This is a genomic window from Pedobacter sp. UC225_61 (assembly GCF_044452285.1).
Classification (GTDB): domain Bacteria; phylum Bacteroidota; class Bacteroidia; order Sphingobacteriales; family Sphingobacteriaceae; genus Pedobacter.
The window spans coordinates 2,479,817-2,501,681 of the sequence record NZ_JBIOAL010000001.1; the positions used below are offsets into that span (position 1 = coordinate 2,479,817).

The window sequence follows — 21,865 nt, forward strand, 5'->3', positions numbered from 1 at the left end:
AAATATGGCTTAATTATAGGATTCTGAATATAATCAACAATAACTGTTATTGTTAAGCCCACTTCCACAAAATTTAACAACATTTATAATGAAAACAAAAACTACTCCAACAGAGGGCATTACCCTGTTGCGCCCTGTCCTGCGCTATGTTAAAACGGCTAGTTATCTTCTTTCGGTAATTGCATTAGCAGCTATGATAATTGTAGGCTGTAAAAAAGATGATTTTAAAGATGAATTGGTGGGCTTGTGTCCAGTGATCACTTCCACAGATCCAATGGATAAGGCTGTAGATGTGGTATTGGATAAACTGATTACCATTACCTTTAATACCAATATGGATGCCGCCTCTATTAACGGCACCACCTTTACTATTAAACAAGCGGGTACATTGGTTTCCGGAAAAATTTCTCCAACTGCAGATTTAAAAGTGTATACGTTTAAACCTGACGTACCACTTATTCCATTTGCAGTGTACACAGGAACTGTTACAGCAGCTGCAAAAGATACATTTAATACAGCCATGTTAAAAGATTATACATGGACCTTTACAAGCATTCCATTAATTACATTATCAGCTAGTCCAACGGTTGGTGGAGTAGTAGTAGGTGCTGGTCAATTTGCACAGGGTTCTACCGCAACTGTTTCGGCAACACCGAATATAGGTTTCACCTTTACGAATTGGACAGAAAACGGAGTAATCGTTTCTACAAGTTCCAATTATCAATTTGTGGTAGCTGGAAATAAAGTATTGGTAGCTAATTTTGCTCCAATTCCAATAGGTAGTTTTGCTGTTAATTTATCATCTAATCCTGTCGCAGGAGGTATTAACAGTGGATCGGGATCGTATACAATAGGTTCAACTGTAACAGCAACGGCGGCAGCAAATGCTGGATATACATTTATGAACTGGACGGAAAATGGAACTGTTGTAGCTACAAGTGCGAGCTTCCAATTTGTAATTACAGGCAATAGAACCCTAGTAGCAAATTATAAAGCGGTTCCTGCAGCTCAATTTGCAGTTATCTTAGCATCTAACCCTGCAAGTGGCGGTACTACAGATGGAGAAGGCTCTTACCCAAGTGGTACATCAGTTACCATTATAGCGACAAAAAATATAGGGTATACCTTTGTAAACTGGATTGACAAAGCAAACGGATCAGTTGTTTCTACAAGCGCAAGTTATACATTCGCACTAGCTGCAAATAGAAGCTTTATAGCAAATTTCATTCTTAATACCTATACGTTAAATATTACTGCTGTTAATGGTACAGTTGTTAAAACGCCAAATTCAGCAACCTATAACCATGGTACAAATGTGGTACTAACAGCTACTGCTAATCCAGGCTTTGTCTTTACATCTTGGTCTGTAGATGCAACTGGTTCTACAAATCCTTTAACTGTGGCTATGACGGCTAATAAAAACATTACCGCCAACTTTACAGCAGTAGCTCCACTTAATATTTTAGGTAGTGCTGCTCTATTTGGTGCATTTGGTGGTAACGCTGGTGTGACCAACATGGGCTTAAATACCGTAATTAATAATGGAAGCATTGGTACAACTGCTGCTTCTACCTTAATTACTGGTTTTCATGATGGTACTACGGCAGATATCTATACAGAAACACCTTTAAACAAGGGTAACGTAACAGGTAGAATATATACTGCACCACCAGCGCCAGGAAATGCAACTTCATTTTTAATAGCATCTCAGGGATTAGCAGATGCAATAGTGGCTTACAATAGTATTTCGCCAGCGTCTAAACCAGGAGGAATTGATCCAGGAGCTGGAGAACTTGGTGGATTAACTTTAGCACCTGGTATCTATAAATCAGCTAGTGGAACATTTAAAATCACCAATGGCAATCTTACACTAGATGCAAAAGGTGATCCAAATGCAGAGTGGATTTTCCAAACCGCTGCAGGTTTAACGGTAGGTGTTGCTGGTCCAGCAGGAGCTAGAAGTGTAACAATGATTAATGGCGGATTAGCTAAAAACGTATACTGGTATGTGGGTAGTGCAGCAGTAATTAATGCCGCTGGTGGTGGTATTATGACTGGTAACATTATCTCTACAGCAGGTGTTACTTTTTCTACAGCAGGTAATGCAGTACAAACTGTACTTAACGGAAGAGCAATCTCAACAGTAGCATCGGTAACTATGGTAAACACTACTATTAATGTACCGCAATAATGTTAGCTATTCAATCAACTGTAAAGAAAAGCAGTCCAATTAATTTATCACTTAAAAAAAGAACTATGTTATCCTTAAATAAAAATATCTTAAAAACACTAGCATGCTGTTTAATACTAGTGTTAATACACACTACAGTCAACGCCCAAACTACAGCACCAAAGTGGTGGTTTGGAGCTGCTGGCGGTGCTAATGCCAACTTTTACGATGGCACTACACAACGTCTAAATAACAGCTTGATTGTGCCTAGCGCTTTTCATAAAGGAAACGGAATTAAACCATTCGCATCTGTATTGGTCGAATATCGTCCTACACCAATATGGGGTGGTACACTTAACGTAGGTTACGATGGCAGAGGCGGAAAGTTTGATGATGTAGTTGCGCCATGTAACTGCCCAGCAACTTTAGAAACCAATGTAAGTTACCTTACTGTTGAACCAACCTTACGTGTAAACCCTTGGGGTGGTAATCTGTATTTCTTTACTGGACCTAGGTTTGCTTTTAATTTGCAAAAGGATTTTGACTACACGCAACTTAAGCAACCTAATACCTCAGCAGAATTAAGCGAAGTGCGTAAAAGTGTAATTTCGGCACAAGTTGGTGCAGGTTATGATATCAATATGTCTTCTCCAACAAGCACTAGTAAGTTCGTAATTTCGCCGTTTGTTTCATTTCAACCTTATTTCGGACAAGACGTAAGAAGTATCGAAAGCTGGTCTGTTACAACAGTAAGAGCAGGTATTGCTTTGAAATTTGGTAAAGCTAAAGCTATTGCTCAACAAGAAGCAGTAGTAACACCTGTGCAACCTGCAGAGGTTAGTTTTAGTGTAAGAGCACCTAAAGCTGTAGTGATAAAACGCAATGTAAGTGAAACTTTACCTTTGCTTAATTATGTTTTCTTTGATGAAGGATCAACGTCAATTCCATCACGTTACGTGGTTTTATCGCCTACACAAGCCGCAACATTTAAACAAGAAGATTTACAACAAGAGCCTTCAGTAAACATGAATGTGCGTTCGCAAAGACAATTAAATGTGTACTATAATGTACTTAACATTTTAGGCGATCGTATGCGAGCAAATCCAGACGTTTATATTACCCTAAGCGGAGCTTCATTGGCAGGTCCTAAAGAAGGAAATGTATTTGCTACAGAAATTAAAAAATATTTAGTAGATGTATTCGGTGTCAACCAAAATAGAATAGCTACCAATGGTAGAACAAAACCTGAAAATCCGTCAGAACAAGTAGGTGGCAAAAGAGAACTTAATCTATTAAGAGAAGGCGATCGTAGGGTAGACATTCAAAGTAATTCTAGTGCATTAATGATGGAATTAGGATCTGGAATGAAACCGATCCACATTAATACCACCCAAGCTAACGGTACAGATGGTGATGTTATTTTTTACGTAGGTAAAGCAAAAGAAGTGTTAAGTTCTTACACCATCGACGTAACCAACCCAAGTGGATTAACTAAACAATATGGTCCATTTACTAAAAATGAAGAGCATATTGCTGGTAATACCATTTTAGCAAATAGCACTCCTGGTACTTATAAAGTAGTAATGACAGGTAAAACCAAAATGGGTAACGTCATAAAAAAAGAAAGTACATTAGAAATGTTGGGTACCCAAGAGCAAACAGAAAATGGTTTACGTTATAGTATCTTGTATAATTTTAACAAAGCCAATACCATTGCAACCTATGCTAAATTCCTTACGGATGAAGTAGCTCCTTTAATCAGCGATAATTCAACAGTTGTTATTCATGGCCATACCGATATTATTGGAAGCGAAGCTTACAACCTTGAACTATCTAAAAAAAGAGCGCAAGAAACGCAACAACTTTTAGAAGCTGCATTGGCTAAAGCTGGAAAAAGAAACGTTAAGTTTGAGACCACTGGTTTTGGCGAAGCTGAAGATCGTTCTCCTTTCGAAAATGATAAACCAGAAGAACGTTTTTACAACAGAACAGTTGTGATAGATATTAACACGGTCAAATAATTACCATCTGGATATGTTTGCGCTTAAACATATCCAGATATTTGCATAGTTATTGGAAATTTTTACTATACATTTCCCAAGTTTTAAAAGGTCAAAATCTTACTGATTTTGGCCTTTTTTTGCTATAATTAGCTTTTGTCGTGTAGATTATGATATTTATTTTACAAAATAACTTTTTCAAAAGTCTTATTCTTAAGCATTATCATAATTTTTTAATGTCTGGTACGATTTGCTGTTTATCGTACTTCTAGACTTTTTTCATTTCTTAGAGCGGCACGGTTTATGGGCAAAATTAAGATCAATTTAAAGAATATGGATTTAAAATTAATTCACAAGAAAGCGCTAGTCACTGGTTCTACGGCAGGTATAGGTTATACTATTGCACTTCAGCTAGCCAAAGAAGGTGCACAAGTAATCGTTAATGGCCGCACAGAGGAAAGGATAGCTAAAGCTGTTGAACAGATAAAACTCGAAAGTGGTAATGAAGACGTCAGCGGAATCGTTGCAGATTTTGAAAATGCAGATTCTATAAAAAATCTGATCAGTCAAGTACCCGAGCTAGATATTTTGATAAATAATGTCGCTATTTTTGAGCCTAAAGCATTCGCAGACATCACTGATGAGGATTGGCTTCGATTTTATGAGATAAACGTACTAAGTGGTATTCGATTGGCTCGTGCATACTTCGGAAAAATGCTGACTAACGGTTGGGGAAGGATCATTTTTATCTCCAGCGAATTTGCCATACAGATTCCAGAGGAAATGATACATTATGGCATGACTAAGACTGCCCAGTTGGCAGTTGCCCGTGGTCTTGCTGAACTGACTAAAGGTACTGCAGTAACGGTAAACTCTGTATTGCCAGGACCTACTTTATCAGAGGGAGTAGGCGGTTTCATAGATCAGCTGGCAAAAGACCAAAGTAAGACTAATACAGAGGTAGAAGCAGATTTTTTCAAAACGATGCGACCAACTTCCATTATACAACGTTTCCTTACCACAACTGAGGTGGCTAGTATGGTTACCTATTTAGCTAGCCCGCTTGCTTCCGCTACTAATGGTGCTGCAATAAGAGCCGAAGGAGGTTTATTGAAAGGAGCCGTTTAAGAGTTAACCAATATGAGCAATCAATTCAATTAGATGTGATAATATAATGCCATTTATTACCTTATTCTCAATGAATTGATTGCTTTTACCCATTCATCGTGCTTGCACTTTTGGCATGCATGTTTTAGTTTTTTGCTCACCTGTTCTACATTGCCACAAAAACAACACGCATATTTACCTGCTGTTTTAATCTCACAAGCTCCAGATTCAAATGTGGTGGGTAAAATGGGTAATCCGTACTTAACTTTTTCGTCTGGCGCAAAAAATACACTAATGTTGCCAGAGGTTTCTAGTATAGCTGTGGAAATTTGTCCGAGATGTGAGACTCCTTGCTGTCTTAATTCAGAGAAAAATTCATCATGTGCCAAGGTTTCTTTACTAAAATTCTCAAATGAAAACTCACCATTTTCTATTAGATAGGTAGCCTTTCCCTCTACTAGATCATCTATTTTTGTGCTTTTAGCAGTAAGGTATGTAGTTAATCTATAGCAACCAACAATGATAGCGAAAATAACCACCGGAACCGTTAGTCCAACTTCTTTATAAAACATAGGGTCTCCTGCAGCAGAACCAAGTGAAATTATAACTACCAATTCAAAAATTGATAGCTGTTTTACACCACGTTTGCCCAACAAGCGCAAACCGAAAAGTATGATCAAGTACATGATGAAAGTACGAAGACCGATTTCAAAAAGAAACTGCCAATCCTCTTCACCAAAAAGAAACTTACTCCAGTCTATTGCTAATAACATGATGCCATATTTTGTTTAATCTGATTACTAAACTTCAATTACAAGGTTTTTGTTTTATTGTATAATGAGCTATAAGTATTGTATCATCAGTGGAGCTACCATCCAAAGTATAATTTACTTTTATTACTCTGCTTTGTATTGTTTTGCCTATTCCCACTTAACTTATCCATTAATTTTAAAAGCTTAATCGTGTTGTTTAAAGACTTCATAAAATAACTACTTTGTATACAAACATTTCTAAGTGCATTAATGTTGAAATATAAATATTTAGATTATCAGACCTATGGAAAAAGAGATACAGTTTGCAAAACCCTTAGCAAACAAAACGGTAATAATTACAGGTGCATCTAGCGGAGTAGGCCTTGCAACTGCAGAAGCATTTGCAAAAGTAGGGTGTAATTTGATATTAGCCGCTAGGGGAGAGCTAGCACTTTATATGGCTGTTGAGCGCTGTAAAGATCTTGGTGCAAGTGTAGTTGGCATTCCGACTGATGTTTCTGAATACGAGCAAGTAAAAAACCTAGCCAAACATGCATTAGATCTTACTGGTAAGATTGATTTCTGGGTGAACAATGCAGGGGTAATGGCAAGCGGGAAATTTGAAGAAATACCAATCGAGGTGAGCCATCAAGTAGTGAAGACTAATCTTTTTGGTTACCTAAATGGAGCCCATGTAGTGCTTCCAATTTTCAAGGCGCAAGGTTATGGCGTATTGATCAACAATGTTTCCATCGGTGGTTTTATGCCAGCACCCTATAGTGCGGTGTATTCGGCTACTAAATTCGGCATAAAGGGAATGATGGAATGTTTGCAAGGCGAGGTTTCAGGTGAGAGAAATATTCACATTTGCAATCTTTACCCTCAAATCCAAAGATCTACTGGAAATATGCATTCGGCCAAATTTTCAGGACTTGATTTTAAGATTCCGCCCTTTGCCGCTGATCCAAAAGATACCGCTGCACAGCTGTTGAATCTAGCCATCAAACCTAGCAAGAACAAGTTTCCAGATTTTACATCATGGGGATTAAAAACAATTCACAGCCTTTTCCCTAACCTATTGGTCAATACTGCCTCTGCTGGTATGCGCATATTAATGAAAGTGAAGTATGGAGAACCTACTTCCGGAAATATATTGGAACCTTCAAAACCTCCTCATCAAATCTATGGAGAGACCTTACTACTCATACCTTCCAAGCAAGCCAAAATTGCACTAGGAATAGGATTCATTTTAGGGATTGGACTTTTACTGCTTTCTGACAAGCGCAGCTAACTGAGATTGGTAAACTAGAATATTCTATCACTTTTACTTAACTGTGTAAGTTTATACTAAAGGCTAATAACTCGACAAATTCAATCACTTCCTGCTTAGTATTGCTAAAGGAAAAAACAAGCCTAGCGTATTCTTTTTGCTCATCCCAATAATAAAAATTGGCATGATTCCGTAAATTCAAATATAGCCACTTAGGCAAATTCAAGAATACTACATTTGACTGCACTGGATAAACAACTTTCACACCATCTATCGATTTTACCTTTTCTTCAAAATAGTTTGCCAATTTGTTAGTATGATTAGCAATTTCCATCCATAAATTATTCTCGAATAGTTTGGTGAATTGAATAGCAATAAATCTATTCTTTGAAGCTAGTTGCATGCTCCTTTTGTGCATAAACCAAAAAGGATTGGATTGTTCAGGTTTGAAAAAAATGACAGCCTCTCCAAACATCATCCCAATCTTTGTGCCGCCAAGTGTTAAGGCGTCTATTCCAATTTCAGTACTTAGTTCTCGTAAGGAAATGCCCAAGCTTACAGCCGCATTAAAAAAACGAGCGCCATCAATATGTAACAACAGATTGTGGGTTTTACAAAATGCTTTAATCGCTTGAAGTTCTGTGATGGAATACACCGTTCCATGTTCCGTAGGTTGGGTGATACTAACTACTCCAGGCTGAGGGTGATGTAAGTCGCCACTTCTTTTTACATGTTTGCTTAATGAACCAACGCTGATCTTTCCTCGTTCAGATTCTACTGGATATAACCTACAACCCATAAAGGCTTCAGGGGCAGTAAATTCATCTACATAGCAGTGTGCTACATCAGAACAAAAAATAGAATGGTGCTTTTGGGCAAGACACCCAAGTGCAAAATTATTTGCACCAGTACCGTTGAAGGTAAAGTGAACTTGGATGTTCTCTCCGAATTCTTGCTTAAGGAATTCAATAGCCTTGGCAGTATCTGGATCTTTCCCATAGGAAGGTGAAAAACCTTTATTAGCCTCCAGCATTGCCTGCATGATACTTGGATGAACATGATCATAATTTTCGCTGGAAAAGTTGATCATTTACTTTTTTGTTTAAGAAAATTTATAGCAGTTTGCAAAATTAGGTCTTCACCAGTTTTTTGCTTGGCTATGGGTACTATAATTGTTGGTTTATAAAGCTCACGTGGCATTCCGTTAATATGATATAATCGTTCAGTAGAAATGTTGAAACCAATTTTTGTATTAGGCATTTTGAAACTTTCAACTGCGCCATTTAACCTCGCTAGCTCAGTACCAATAACCGTAGCTCTTTTCATGCCATCAAAAGCGATAGTAATTCCTTCACTAATACTTCCTGTCCAGTGGTTAGCAAGAATAACCACTGGCCTCGTGTAAGTAATACCTCTTGGAGATACAATTTCTACCCAAGATCGCTTGATTCCTGTTTCTTTTTCCTCTGCATATAGCTCATGTTTTTGATAAAATTGCTCCTTTGCAATGAACCGACCAAGTATAGCTCTAGCCACACTCGTATTACCACCGCTGGCTGTTTCTCTTAAATCGATAATCAATGCTTTTTTTTGAAGAGATGCATTCAGCACACTGTCAAATTTTGATATCAATTGGTTATCGTACAAAAAATTGTTGACTTTGATATATCCAATACCATTGATAGTGGACGATTGCAGCATGGCGGGATATTCGATATGCTCAAGCAGCATACCATCTTGGTCTGGAAAAAAATCATGTAAACCTGTTGTAGTTTTCAGCGTGATCTTCCTTTTATTACTATGATTACCAGCCAGCGCTAAACGCAGGGCGAAGTTCCTTGCTTCTTGAGTATTACTATGTGGAAGGTAAGATAATATAGCTTCTGCTATCTTAACATCGTCTATTGCCACAACTTCCATTCCTGCCCTAATGCCTACCTTTTCTGCACCCATCCCTATTCTTACTTCATCTATTATTGGTTTGTTATCCCGATAGGATGCCCACATGTCGGCGCTGGTGGGTACTAATCTACTTGAAGTTGGTGTGTTAGTATTTAGCGAGCAATGATGGTCGTATAATTCATTCATAGCTTTTTCAAGGATGTGAACAAAACTATTTCGAGTGGTCACTGTATCGATTTGCAATTGATAAATCGGTCTTAAGCTATTCCAGTCAATGTTTTTTTTACTAAAATAGGAATAGTTATCGTTGATGGTATTCCAGAAATAATCAAAATCCGTTTTGTATTGCTGAGTAGTAGTAGTTTGTGTAAAGGCTGTTAATGTCGGTAGACAGCAGATCAGGAAAAATAGCTTTTTCATTAGTTTGAAACTTGTTTTAAGAGGTTTGATGTTTCAAAGGTAACTCACATCCAATTCGAGCTGTTGGAAGATATTGCAACTAGCGGTTCGTGCTGTAGGCTATTGGAGAAATGCCAGTAAATTTCTTGAAGTAATTACAATAATGGGCCGCATCATAAAAGCCCAGCTCAATTGCTATACTTAACAGTTCTTGGCCTTCTTTTAGCATCGATTTGCTTTTCTCAATGCGTTTTAATATAAAATAGTTGTTAGGCGTAAGACCTGTTTGGAACTTGAATAGCCGAATAAACTTAAATTTATCAATGCCAAATCGCTTGGCTGCCTCCTGTAAGGAAAATTTATTTAGACTCTGTTCTGCAAGAAATTCATCAAATAAGGATTGAATCTTAGTGTCTTGCACTTCTGCTAATTCATTTCCGTGTCTTAATGCGAGTTGAAAGAGTACTTGCTTGAGTTCTTCTTCGTAGTTTGGTAGGGCATGCGCTTGGTCAATCGCAACGGCAAGTTGGTGTAGAATTGTAAACAGTTCCTGATCATAGATCACTTTTTGGTTAAAGAAGATTGATTTGTTTTGGTTGCAATATTCAAGAAAATCTTGACTTACATAAAAGGTGAAAAAAGAAACACTTCCATTCTTATCAAAAGGATTGGAATGGATTTCTTGAGGATTTGTAATGAGTATGGTGCCACTTGGAGCAACAATTAGGCTATTATCTAACCTGGTGTTAAAAGAACCATCGTAGATTAAGGTAATGTTATAAGTTGGATGAAAATGTGAAGGAAAAGAACTGTTATAGTCCTTTACCGATAGTGCTTCAAGTCCTTCACCGATCGGCAACTTATAATATTTAGAGGGTGTGACCTTCATCGATCTAATTTACAATTAATTTAAGGCGCTGCAAAACAGGCGCCTTAAACACTACTTATTTTGTGGTTGGGTCTATCACTACTCTCACTTCAGCAATAGCAGTAATTGGAAAGTTGCCTTTTTGAGCATGTTCTCGTATTACTTCTTCACTTTCTGCAATATGGATACAGTAGATTTTGTTTTCAGTAACAAAGGACTGGATCCAATGGTAAGGTTTTCCAAGTTGGTCAACTACCGCACATGAGGTTTCAGAAATGGAAGCCAAATCTTCTGCTGATAATTTTCCCGCTCCTGGCAATTCTCTTTCGATGACAAATTTTTTCATTTTTATTAAGTTTAATGATAGGTGCATGGGTTATATACATGCATCCACAAAAGTAACCTGCAACAGTAAAGCCGCATTGGAAAATATTGCAACCAAAAATAGAATGATAAATTTTCAGCTCTATAAAAGAGAGATAATGTAGAAATTATAATTAACTCAATAACTAAAATCCAAGAATTTTGTTGTTATAGGTGTGAACGATTTAGAGGTTCACTATCTTTATCAAAAAAATAATTATAGAATGAAAGCATTTTTAGGGATGGGCCTTTTAGGTTCAAATTTTGTTAAAGCAATGCTCGCTAAGGGAGATCAGGTTCAGGTATGGAACAGAACCCCATCAAAAGCAAAGGCACTTGAAAACGATGGGGCAATAGTTTTCGAGAATATCATAGAAGCGGTAAAAGATGCAAACCTTATTCACCTTACTTTAAAGGATGACGATACTGTAAATGAAGTATTAGCTGCTGCAAGCAAGGGGTTTAAGCAAGGTGTAATCATTATAGATCATACAACAACATCGGCAAAAGGCGCTATTCAACGTACCAAAGAGTGGAAATCTAAAGGATTCACTTACCTACATGCGCCCGTATTTATGGGTCCACCCAATGCATTAGAGAGTAGTGGTAGTATGCTCGTATCAGGCGATCAGCAGGTAATTACTAACGTAGAAGTGGAGCTTTCGAAAATGACCGGCAAGCTAATTAATCTTGGTTCAGAGGAAGGAAAGGCAGCAGGATTAAAACTTGTTGGCAATTCTTTTTTGTTAGCGATGACTACGGGGCTATCTGATACTTTATCACTAGCAAAAGCTCAAGGTATTCCATCTAGTGATGTGGCTCAATTGTTTAGTACTTGGAATCCAGGTGCAGGAATGCCTGCAAGGTTAGGCAGAATTCTAGAAGGAAATTTTAACAATCCATCATGGGAACTAGACATGGCTCGTAAGGATGCAGGATTAATGATGAAAGCTGCAGAAGAGGGGAATACAAAGTTGACAGTTATTCCTGCAATAGCTAAAGAAATGGACAACTGGATCGCAAAAGGACATGGCAGTCAGGATTGGAGTATTATCGCTAAGGATAACCTGTAACGACTAGTCACAAGTAACAAAGATTTTCTAAGGTTCCTTCTTAGGTAGATCTTTGTTACTTCCCTGAAATTTTGACAATCTAAACTGAAAAATTTTCATTTCTGCTGAAAAAATTTCAGCAGAAATGTTTCCTTAACGCATTGGCACATCACTTGTTCTTAATTTTTTGGGAAAGGTTCCCGATTTTAATTAATCATAGTTTTAATCATTAAAAACAAAATTAAGGAGGAAAAACCAATGACACTGGTTAAATTCAATTCAGACAAATCAAACAATAATCAAAGAGGTTTGGTTCCATCGTTCGGTGATGTATTTGATTCAATCTTCACTGACAGTTTCTTTACACGAGCAGACATGAGTTTGGTACCTGCTGTGAATATTAGTGAAACTGCCGACAATTTCCATGTAGAACTTGCCGCACCAGGTCTTACTAAAGAAGATTTTAAGATCAACCTAGAACGCAGGATGTTGACCATTTCGGTGCAAAAGGAACAGTCAAACGAACAAGAACACAAAAATTATTCAAGGAAAGAGTTTAGTTATAGCTCGTTCACTCGTTCATTTACATTGCCAGATAGTGCCGATGAAAATGGTATCATGGCAAAATATACTGATGGTGTGCTTTGTGTGGATATCCCAAAAAGGGAAGAAGCTAAACATATCACTCGTCAAATAGCAATTAGCTAAGTAAAATGTAATGAAAAGAAAGGGCTGCTCATTTGAGCAGCCCTTTTTTGTTAATTATTATTGTTTTTCGTAGGTAAATACGGTAGTTTGCTTAGGGTTATGAAAGATTAATTATTTTCCAAAAATTTCATAATACCGATTAAAATTAATGCCATTTGTACCTCTCCACGCTCCATAAGGTAATGGTATGTTAGAACGATGAGATGTTCTAACATTTTTTAGCGCATGAGAAATGTCCATTTGGGTGGTAAATTCATCGTACTTTGATTGAATAAAATCATTCTCAAGAATACCACATTCTGCTAGTGTTTGTAATATCCCGTATCTTTTATCTCGATCAGCATCAGGAATTACACTATTTTTTGCTATTCTTTTCTCTAACTCCCATGGAACTTCTTTATGATCACTTGCTAAAATAACTTCTAAAAGTTCTGCAGCTTTTTGGTTATCAGCTTGATTTCTTTGAACAGTATCAAATTTTCTAATCTCCTCTAAATCAATTAGAAAGTTAATTGGGTCTTGGTTAGTTGATTCCCCCCTGTAATAGGTATATAGCTGGTAAGTTTTGTCAATTGATTGTTTCTTTGGAAGCCCGCAGATTGTACAGTGCGTGTCTCCTATAAAAGCATGTGGTTTTAAGTTTTTAATATACGTAAAGCTCATCAATGGCTGACGACCGCGTAATAGTTCACCAGTTAGCCCTTTTAGAAAAAGTGAGGCAACATATTCTAATGTGACCTTACTATCGTATTGAAAGGTTAATAATCTTTCAAGTGCATTATCGTGCTCAAAGGTTTCAAATCTGTTAGGAATTAGCCCCCTGCTTTCTAATAAATCAAATTCACTTCTTGAGCAAGTAGGTTTAATAATCCGCTCAATTCTTTGTCGCTTTGCGTTAAATATACCCTCTTCCTCTATGTATATTTTTCTAAGAATAGATTGTATTTTCTTTTCGATTTCTATTTCTTTCACCTGATGTAATTTAAGTTCATTATCAGTTAGATTTCTTAGATGAATTGTTCAATTATTCAAAGTTAGTGATGCGGTATATGTTAAAAAATCATCTTTTAGGGTAGGTTTTGCAATATTGAGTTACTCCCAATTGCCTATTCTAAATTGATTCGTAGATATAACAAGTTTTTGATTTTACACCAACTTGATATGGATAAGTTGTTTCTACTGAAATCACTCTTCCTTTTGTGTCTGTTTTATAATGTTGGATAAATTTGCCAGTGATGTCAGATGTATAAGCAAAATCCCTAGTTAGCAAAGTGCTTGGTTTAACCGCCCCAGGAATAAAAATGGCAGAAGGATCTGCGATATCACCAAAAAATTCGGTTGCAAATCTTTCTTCAGGAAGACCAGGTTGTTTATTAGTGCCAGTTAAAATTGTATTCTTTCCATTGTTTTTGTAATCATAAGTACTTTCCATTACGATTTCACCAACTCCGTTGCTGATAGAATAGCTAGATAAATGCTTACCAGAATAACGGTAAGTATAGCTGAAATTTAAGGTTGAGATAGGCTGATTTGGGTTTTGAATGTTCATTGTAGAAAGCGTGTAGTTAGTAAGCTGATTAGCTGTATAGCTATATTGATAGATAATCAGGTTTTTCTTATCGTATTGATTTTCTACAACGGTTTTAATAAGACGACCTTGCTTGTCATAATTAAATGTTCTAATACAGCTAAGTTTTCTATTTTTCGATTTAAGATCCGTGGTATATTGTAATGTTCGCTTTAATTTCTCGTCGTCGCCATACTGAAGTACTGTGATACTACCCATAGAGGTGACAATTTGAGTAAGACGAGAACCTGCATAAGATTGGTTATTTAATGTAGTTGTGTGAATTTCTGATTTGCGAAAAATATTCTTTTTGCACGATGAAAATATTGCAGCGGTTGCCAATAGACAATAAATGGCTTTTTGTTTCATTTTAAAGGGATTGAATGTTTGTTTAGAAGTTGGACGATTTTGTTAACTATTTATAAAACAAAGGTATAGCTGTCTAAACATTTAAAAAATCATCTTTAAGGTGTGTTTTTTTATAACCTAATACCTATTCTTAAAGCTAGCTCACTCTTATGGGTGATTTTTTGGATGAGATGTTTCTTAAAAAGAAAATCATCACCCTCATTTATCCGTATTTTATGATTAGGAAGGAGGTCTTTTTCACAAATGGTGGTGAGCAATTATTATGAGTATTAAGATGAGTTGATTTAATGAATTTTCGCTTATAATAAGCCTAAACCCCACATAGAATAACTTAAAAACAACTAAAGTAATTACATTAATTTTTTAAGAAACAAACGTTTGCATTCAGTTTGTTAAATCTTGTTTTTAGTTATGATTTTAACTAACAGTTAAAACCAGTTAAAGAACTAGAAATAAGCTGTTTTCAAAGATTAAGATTAATGATAAACGGAAATTTTTTCGCTGCTATTATTTCTAACTAGAATAGGGCCTAAAAATGATTGGAATTCAATCATTCTCAAGCCATTTACACCTCTATAATTTTTTTAACAAAACGTTTTTTAAACAAACGTTTGCGCTATGAAAAATAAAAAACTGTGCTTTTTGAATATATACCTTGCGTTAACAAACTAGCAACGAACAAGCCGATACTTTAGTACAGCATAACTAAAAAAGAAATTTATAGCTAATAAATAAAAGAGACACAACACACAAATGAAGCCTCTAACCAAGGTGGAATAAACACAAATTAACCGTTCTTACTGCATCTCTTTTTGCAGTAAGAATTTTTTAACCAAACCTAAACCCAACCCAAATGATCAAAAATTTTACGCTGTGTTCCCAGACACTATTGTCTTTAAAAATCTCAAGTAGATACAATTTGTTGCTAATCTTTTAGCAATTACATTTTCATCTGAAATACTAAAACTTAATAAAACTAATCAAATGGTTAAAATTATTACAAGTATGTTATGTGCTTTGTTGTTATCTTTTTTTGGTTTTCCTAACGCTCAGGCTAAGGCCTATGTAGAGGTAAATTCATTAAAAAGTACTTTAACAAATCTATCGCATTTAGAAAGTAAACAAGTTGTTGCTATTGATACCAACAAAAAACGTAAGCTGGCTAAAGATTCTATTGCTGCAGATACTATTCTAGGTAAGAACACAGCATTCAATCATCAATTTAAAATTAATAGAGATTCACTTCGCGTTTCATCTTCACGAGGTGTACCTAATCTTTCCTTACAACAAATGTTAAAAGGAAATGTTGCTGGTTTATACGTTCAGGAAACTACTGGAGAACCTGGTACAGAACAAAGTATGATCATTCAAGGAACTTCGGCTCCAATTTTCACAAAAAAAGATATTTACAATGTACAACCTGCTGTTTATTTAAATGGCGTGCATTTGGTACAGGATAATCCATTTGCTTACGATGTACAGAAGTACGATTATAACAGAATAGGGCCTGCAACAAACTTACTTGCCAACATTGATATCGATAATATCCAATCTATTGAAGTATTAAAGGATCCGATTTCTTTAGCAAAGTTAGGCCCTAATGCAGCTAATGGTGCAATTTGGATTACCACTAAGGCTGCAAAGAGTGGTTTAAGAGAAATTAGTTTAAATTCATATGTAGGTATAGTGCCTGCAAATAATGTACAAACTGTAAATGGTGTATTTGAAAATAACTTTCGTACACCCTTCTACAAAAAATACGCAACTCCAGCTAATTACGATAATTACGCTAGTTTCTTAAGAGACTCTACCAATCTTGATTATTTCGGTAAATCAAATTGGAATGATTTGTACTATAAAAACGCAAATATTTATGGAGTTAACTTGGGCATTACTGGTGGTAATGAGCGTGCAAATTTTAGATTTTATGGAACAGCCGTTAAAAATGCAAGTAACGCTGATGAAACTTCCTTAAATAAATACAACGCCTATTTTGCTATTAACATGATGCCATTTAAATGGATGACTGTATCTAGTTTCTTAAATGCAGCTAGAATGGATAGAAATAGAAATAAAAGTTTACGCGACCGTTTTGCAGAGGTAAGATACTTGCCAGATTTTTCTAATCCATTATCGCCAAATAAAGACAACTACCAATTGTTTTTAAATGAATATTCGAAAGTTGTGGACGATAACAGAAATAACTTATTGAATGGTTCACTTGCCTTAAACTTACGATTAATGCCTCAATTAAACTTTAATACTGCAGTTGTATTTGATTATAACGAAGGGTTAAGAGATGCATTTTATCCAACAACGTTGATGGATGGGGTGAATTATGTATCAGGATTTTTCGGTTTTAATCAGCGCTTTGGTTTAAATAACTTATTATCCTATTCGTATGATTTAAACAAAGATCATTCTTTCAAATTTGAATTAGGTCAATCTTTACAAGGAGATGCATATAAATACAATTATGCTCGTGGATATAATGGAAACAGTGATTTCATTAAAATTAATGTTGTAAAAGGAGATATTAAAAATACTGATCCAGGATACCTGAATGCAATTGAGAATTTTTATTTGTTTAGGTATTCTGATAAGATGAAAAACAGTTTAGTTTCATTTTTCGGTACGGTAAAATATAACTACAAAGATTTAGTAAGCTTAGGTGCTGTTGTAAGAAGAGACGGTTCTTCAAATGGGCAACCAAACAGTCGTTGGATTACTACACCTGCATTTAGTGCTGATTGGAACTTGAAAAATCAGTTGTTAAGCAAAAACAAATTTTTTAACGAATTAACCATCGGTGCATTTTGGGCTAGATCTGCTAAAATATTTTTAGATGATCGTTTTGGAGCTGGGCCTCAATACCGTACTGAGTATGGATGGAATGAAGAACCAACAATACCAACATTTGGTGGTTTTCAAGGAATTTCTCGTTCATATAATACTGGTTGGGTAGGCTATGGTGTAACCTTGCCGTATTCAGATCGCTTAAATATTTCAGCATCATCAACCATGTTAAATAATAAATTGAGTGCTGCGGTTACTTTTTACAATAGAGATGATAAAAATCAATTACTAAATATTCCTTTATCAGCAGAAAGTGGTTATGCCAGCATTTATAAAAATGGAATGGAGATTAACAATACAGGTGTTGATTTAACGCTTACAGCCAATGTTCTTCAAAATGAAAAAGCATTTAGTTGGACAACTGCTGTTAATTTAAATTATAACAAAAACAAATTAACTGCATTGCCAGGTGGATTAGATGAATTGGTAATTGGCGATAATAAGTTAAAAGTAGGACAATCTGTAGGTTCATATTGGTTATATACTAACAATGGCATATACAATACAGCTGCTGAAGTTCCATCTAATTCGGGCGGAAAAAAACTAACATTTAACGGATTAGCACTTAAAGCTGGTGATCCGAAATGGGTAGACTACAATGGTGATTTTAACATTACCGATGCAGATAAACAATTTGTTGGAGATAGAATGCCAAAAGTAACTGGTGGATGGATAAACGATTTCAGTTATAAAAACTTTGATTTGAATTTCCACTTCTTCTTTGCTCTTGGTCAGAAAGCAATTAACCAGTTTGATGCAGGTAGATATGATTTCGTAAATAGAGAAGTCTGCAAGTGATATCAATTCTGTTAAAGAGATTACTTCTTGGCAAACGAGTGATAACTTGAAAAGTTACCCAATATATAATGTTTGGAGTAATGTTATTCCGTACCGTGAAGATCAAGATTTGTTCTTAGAAAATGCTTCATATGTAAAGCTTCGTTCAGTAACGCTTGGCTACGATTTATCTAAAGCAAAATTTATTTCTAACGCGAAATTAGGTTTTAGAAGAGCTTATTTATACGTAACAGGAAGTAATTTATTAACGATCACGAATTTTTCAGGAACAGATCCGGAGCTAATCAATTATAATGGTAATTACGATGGTACCAGCTTACCTATTGCCAGAACTTTCACATTAGGTTTAAAATTAGATTTATAAGAGGGCAATTATGATATCAATAAAATATAAAGGCGTTAAATTAAATAGATTTTTAATTGCGCTGTTATTAACCACGCTCGTTACCGTTCATTTTTCATGTAAGAAAATCCTCGATGTTCAATCTACAAGGTTAGCAGCGGAAGAAAATTTATGGAAAAATCAAGAGGATGCGAAAGGTGCATTAATAGGAATGTACACCTTAATGCGTACTGCTATGGTTGCAGATAATACCCATTGGTTAATGGGAGATTTAAGACAAGGAGATTTTGTTTCTACTAATCGTGCTGATTTAAAGGCTATTATCGATGGTCAATTAAACGCATCCTATCCAATATTAAATAACATTACCAACTGGAGAAGATTTTATTCAGTTATCAATGCAGCTAGTCTATTTATCGAGCGTTCGCGTGAAATTGTAGCAAAAGATCCTCGTTATACACCAATTAATAATCAAGTAGATGTTGCTCAGGCTAGAGCAATGAGAGCATTTGCATATTTTTATATGGTTCGTATTTGGGGTGATGTTCCTTTGTTAATCACTTCTCACGATGGTGATTTTAATACTCATCCACGTACATCTAAAGATAAAGTTTTAGCTTTTGCTACTTCAGAATTGTTATCAGCTGTTAAAGTATTGCCATTTAGATACGGCGGTTCAGATCCAATTTTCCCAGGTCTATATTATGGTAGTAGTTGGCCAACATGGAATGGTGTATTGCTTACAAAATTATCGGCTTATGCTATTTTAGCACATATTGCAGCATGGCAAGGCAATTATTTAGATTGCGAAGTTTATACAAAATTCTTTGTAGATAATACTTCACAACTAAATGGTGATGGTAGTTTTGGTGTGAAATACATTACTACAGATGAGCTTACAGAAAACGTTAATGGTTATAGTCCATTTGCATTTAAAAGAGCTGTACAAATTGTAGGCTTTGGTTTCGAATATGGAAATGGAGAAGCTACAGCTAATGGTCACTTAGAGCAGCTAACACTAGCAAAACCATTAATTTTAAAAGAATTCCCAGAAATTTATGTGCCAAAGGATACCATTAGAAGAGCATTTACTGATCCTAAAGATTTACGCTTTAGTGTTGATCCATTAACTAATCTTTATCGTACTAACTACTTCACAAATTATGCTAGTGAGCGTCCTTTGTTTAGTAAAATAAAGGTAGTAGGTGCTGCACAAACTAGTGGAAATCTCGCCTTTTTCACATCAGCAGTATTGTTTACCAGAATTGAGGAAGTTACATTATTAAGAGCAGAAGCTTTAGCAGTTTTGGGCTTACGTAATGATGCTATTAATGCATTAAATCAGGCAGCTGCATTAAGAGGGACATCTCCATATTTATCAAATTCAACAGCAGATTTAGTAGATGCAATTTTTGCAGAGCGAAGAAGAGAGCTAATGGGTGAAGGCTGGCGCTGGTACGATTTGATTAGATATAACAAAATCAAAAAAAATAATGCAGCATTTAACACTTTGATTGCTAATGATGGTATTTATTGGCCGGTATCAAGAGATATCTTAAATGCCAACCCTCAAATTAAACAAAATCCTTATTGGAATTAGTGGTATAAATCATTCAAAATAAGATGATAAATAGAAATAGAAAATTTTTGCAGTGGCCAGTTTTAATATTGGTTTTAATAGGCATGACCTTTACTGCATGTAAAAAGGACTCGGAGTTTTACGATTATGAAAATAATGTAAAAGAGTTTAATGGCACTGTGATGCAATATTTGGAGGCTCAACCGCCAAGTACATTTGATTCACTCTTGCTAGTTTTAAATAGATTACCTGATTTAAAAGATAGTTTAAGTAACAAAAGTATCACCTTTTTTGCACCTACTAATGCCAGCTTTCAAGCGGCAATTAAAAATCTAAATATTTTAAGAAAAGATCAAGGCAAAACGCCTTTGTATTTAAAAGATTGTGATGTGAATCAATTAGATATTTTAATGTGTAGATATATAGTAAGAGGTAGCAGAACAACTGATGCTTACATTCCATTTGCTGATGGTGCATTATATACGAGTGTTAAATATGAGTATCCAATGCACATTCAATACGATAGATTAAATGCATCTGGTTTTGTTGGTGGTGGCCCACAATCTATCATTTATAGTGATCCAAAAGGTAACATTTTCGAAAAGTATTGGCAAAGAACAACAACCAATGCTTTAAATATTAAAGCTAAAAATGGAGTGATTAATATTTTGGCAACACTGCATGATTATGGGTTTAACGAATTTGTAAGTAGGGTTAATAATTAAGATTTAAAGTAATGAACAATAAAAAATATTTATCATTAATAGGCTTGATGCTTTTAAGCATCCTATTTATTACCGCTTGTAAAAAGAATATACCAGATGAAAGACTTTCTTTAGGTAAAGATTCACAGTTTACAACTACGCTTTATCAACCAATCTTAGGGCGAAATACCTTGTTTTCTGACAACTTCTTTGTAGGAAGCTCTTCTTTGCCTCTCAATTTTAAAATTGTAAACATGCGTAGGTTCACTGGAGAGCCAGCTCCAGAATTATCAGAATATTTCCCTGTTCAAGTATGGAAATCTGCTTACGATGGAACGGAGAAATCAATAGCAGAAATTGAAGCAAAACGCAAAATTGAAAATCATCAATTATTTGAAATTCGCGAGCATTCTGGTCAGTTCTTAATGTGGAATAAAGCGAACTCTAATTTTGTAAAAGTACAACCAGATTCAGGTTATGTGTTTGATGTAGAAGTTTCTAACTCTGGTGGTCGTAGATATTACAAAGATTTGAAATTGCGTCCTTTTAAAGAACGCCCTTTTGAACCTTCATACAATAACCTAACAACAGGCCAAGGAACCAATACAGGCGTATTTCCGTCAATAATGGGCGGCATAAGAGGTGAAAAAACAGGAAGATTTTTAAATCCTTTAGATATAGAAGTTCAGTTTAAAAAGAACAATGCTCCTGGAAACTCACTTTCTTTCAAGTTTGTAGATACATTACAACAAGTCATTAATCCGAATAAGTTTGCTGCTACAGATTGGTCAAATTTAGTTCATGGTTTTAACATGGTGAAAAACAATGACTCTGTAAAATTTGATGTTGCATATCCAATTCCACTTGCAGCATTTCCAACAAAATATACAACCTCAACAGGGCAATTGGCTAAAGCATATTTTAGATACGATCGTCAAGGCTTTGGAAACGTTAGAGAAAGCGCTTTGATAGGGATGGACTTTAGCATTTTCGAACAAGGCAATTGGACAATTATATTTTGGTTTAAAACGGAACGTCCAAAATTCATAAATGATTAA

The 21,865-nt window shown here is 35.5% G+C and carries 18 protein-coding genes; 11 read left to right on the top strand and 7 right to left on the bottom strand.

Features of this window, described 5'->3' with window-relative positions; genetic code table 11:
• Window positions 1-88: 88 nt before the first annotated feature.
• The 3 genes from ACHMWN_RS11440 (at window position 89) to ACHMWN_RS11450 (ending at window position 5,298) form a co-directional block, all read left to right on the top strand.
• Window positions 89-2,191: an ice-binding family protein gene (locus ACHMWN_RS11440; RefSeq protein WP_397301040.1), complete on the top strand. Its 2,103-nt coding sequence runs from the start codon at window positions 89-91 to the stop codon at window positions 2,189-2,191.
• Entirely contained in the window at window positions 2,191-4,191 is a 2,001-nt protein-coding gene (locus tag ACHMWN_RS11445) for an OmpA family protein (protein ID WP_397301042.1), read from the top strand. The genes ACHMWN_RS11440 and ACHMWN_RS11445 overlap by 1 nt, the downstream gene beginning before the upstream one ends.
• Window positions 4,192-4,473: 282 nt before the next feature.
• The gene (locus ACHMWN_RS11450) at window positions 4,474-5,298 is read left to right on the top strand and encodes an SDR family NAD(P)-dependent oxidoreductase (RefSeq protein WP_397301043.1); all 825 of its coding nucleotides are present in this window, start codon (window positions 4,474-4,476) and stop codon (window positions 5,296-5,298) included.
• 56 nt (window positions 5,299-5,354) lie between these two features.
• Here ACHMWN_RS11450 and ACHMWN_RS11455 read toward each other — a convergent pair whose 3' ends face one another.
• Window positions 5,355-6,050: a DUF421 domain-containing protein gene (locus ACHMWN_RS11455; RefSeq protein WP_397301045.1), complete on the bottom strand. Its 696-nt coding sequence runs from the start codon at window positions 6,048-6,050 to the stop codon at window positions 5,355-5,357.
• Window positions 6,051-6,333: 283 nt separating this feature from the next.
• Here ACHMWN_RS11455 and ACHMWN_RS11460 point away from each other — a divergent pair, with 283 nt between their 5' ends.
• Window positions 6,334-7,320 carry an SDR family NAD(P)-dependent oxidoreductase gene (locus tag ACHMWN_RS11460; RefSeq protein ID WP_397301048.1) on the top strand — a complete coding sequence of 329 codons (987 nt, stop codon included), beginning with the start codon at window positions 6,334-6,336 and terminating at the stop codon, window positions 7,318-7,320.
• A gap of 37 nt (window positions 7,321-7,357) precedes the next feature.
• Here the strand turns inward: ACHMWN_RS11460 and ACHMWN_RS11465 are convergent, their stop codons facing one another.
• The 4 genes from ACHMWN_RS11465 to ACHMWN_RS11480 all read right to left on the bottom strand — a co-directional run bounded on the left by ACHMWN_RS11465 (window position 7,358) and on the right by ACHMWN_RS11480 (window position 10,814).
• Window positions 7,358-8,389, bottom strand: a complete 1,032-nt coding sequence (locus ACHMWN_RS11465; RefSeq protein ID WP_397301051.1) for a threonine aldolase family protein — start codon at window positions 8,387-8,389, stop codon at window positions 7,358-7,360.
• Window positions 8,386-9,621 (bottom strand): S41 family peptidase, encoded by a 1,236-nt coding sequence (locus tag ACHMWN_RS11470; protein WP_397301054.1) that lies wholly within the window; start codon window positions 9,619-9,621, stop codon window positions 8,386-8,388. The genes ACHMWN_RS11465 and ACHMWN_RS11470 overlap by 4 nt, the downstream gene beginning before the upstream one ends.
• 79 nt (window positions 9,622-9,700) lie before the next feature.
• Window positions 9,701-10,489, bottom strand: coding sequence for an AraC family transcriptional regulator (locus ACHMWN_RS11475; protein WP_397301055.1), 789 nt, complete (start codon window positions 10,487-10,489; stop codon window positions 9,701-9,703).
• Between the two features lie 55 nt (window positions 10,490-10,544).
• Window positions 10,545-10,814, bottom strand: coding sequence for a DUF4242 domain-containing protein (locus ACHMWN_RS11480; protein WP_397301058.1), 270 nt, complete (start codon window positions 10,812-10,814; stop codon window positions 10,545-10,547).
• Window positions 10,815-11,055: 241 nt separating this feature from the next.
• On the opposite strand from ACHMWN_RS11480, the gene ACHMWN_RS11485 reads away from it, so the two are divergent.
• On the top strand, window positions 11,056-11,904 hold the full coding sequence (locus ACHMWN_RS11485; protein ID WP_397301060.1) for an NAD(P)-dependent oxidoreductase: 849 nt from the start codon (window positions 11,056-11,058) through the stop codon (window positions 11,902-11,904).
• A 237-nt stretch (window positions 11,905-12,141) separates the two neighbouring features.
• Window positions 12,142-12,591 carry an Hsp20/alpha crystallin family protein gene (locus ACHMWN_RS11490; protein WP_397301063.1) on the top strand — a complete coding sequence of 150 codons (450 nt, stop codon included), beginning with the start codon at window positions 12,142-12,144 and terminating at the stop codon, window positions 12,589-12,591.
• Window positions 12,592-12,702: 111 nt separating this feature from the next.
• Here ACHMWN_RS11490 and ACHMWN_RS11495 read toward each other — a convergent pair whose 3' ends face one another.
• Window positions 12,703-13,563, bottom strand: coding sequence for a hypothetical protein (locus tag ACHMWN_RS11495; protein WP_397301064.1), 861 nt, complete (start codon window positions 13,561-13,563; stop codon window positions 12,703-12,705).
• Window positions 13,564-13,702: 139 nt separating this feature from the next.
• Window positions 13,703-14,527 carry a hypothetical protein gene (locus ACHMWN_RS11500; protein ID WP_397301067.1) on the bottom strand — a complete coding sequence of 275 codons (825 nt, stop codon included), beginning with the start codon at window positions 14,525-14,527 and terminating at the stop codon, window positions 13,703-13,705.
• A gap of 984 nt (window positions 14,528-15,511) precedes the next feature.
• Between ACHMWN_RS11500 and ACHMWN_RS11505 the strand changes: the two genes are divergently transcribed.
• The 5 genes from ACHMWN_RS11505 to ACHMWN_RS11525 are packed head-to-tail and all read left to right on the top strand — an operon-like array spanning window position 15,512 to window position 21,865.
• The gene (locus ACHMWN_RS11505; protein WP_397301068.1) at window positions 15,512-18,181 is read left to right on the top strand and encodes a TonB-dependent receptor plug domain-containing protein; all 2,670 of its coding nucleotides are present in this window, start codon (window positions 15,512-15,514) and stop codon (window positions 18,179-18,181) included.
• 46 nt (window positions 18,182-18,227) lie between these two features.
• Window positions 18,228-18,545: a hypothetical protein gene (locus ACHMWN_RS11510; protein WP_397301069.1), complete on the top strand. Its 318-nt coding sequence runs from the start codon at window positions 18,228-18,230 to the stop codon at window positions 18,543-18,545.
• Window positions 18,546-18,555: 10 nt separating this feature from the next.
• A complete protein-coding gene (locus ACHMWN_RS11515; protein WP_397301071.1) occupies window positions 18,556-20,124 on the top strand; it encodes a RagB/SusD family nutrient uptake outer membrane protein in 1,569 nt (522 codons plus the stop codon).
• Between the two features lie 23 nt (window positions 20,125-20,147).
• Window positions 20,148-20,828 (top strand): hypothetical protein, encoded by a 681-nt coding sequence (locus ACHMWN_RS11520; RefSeq protein ID WP_397301073.1) that lies wholly within the window; start codon window positions 20,148-20,150, stop codon window positions 20,826-20,828.
• A gap of 11 nt (window positions 20,829-20,839) precedes the next feature.
• Window positions 20,840-21,865: a DUF5007 domain-containing protein gene (locus tag ACHMWN_RS11525; protein ID WP_397301076.1), complete on the top strand. Its 1,026-nt coding sequence runs from the start codon at window positions 20,840-20,842 to the stop codon at window positions 21,863-21,865.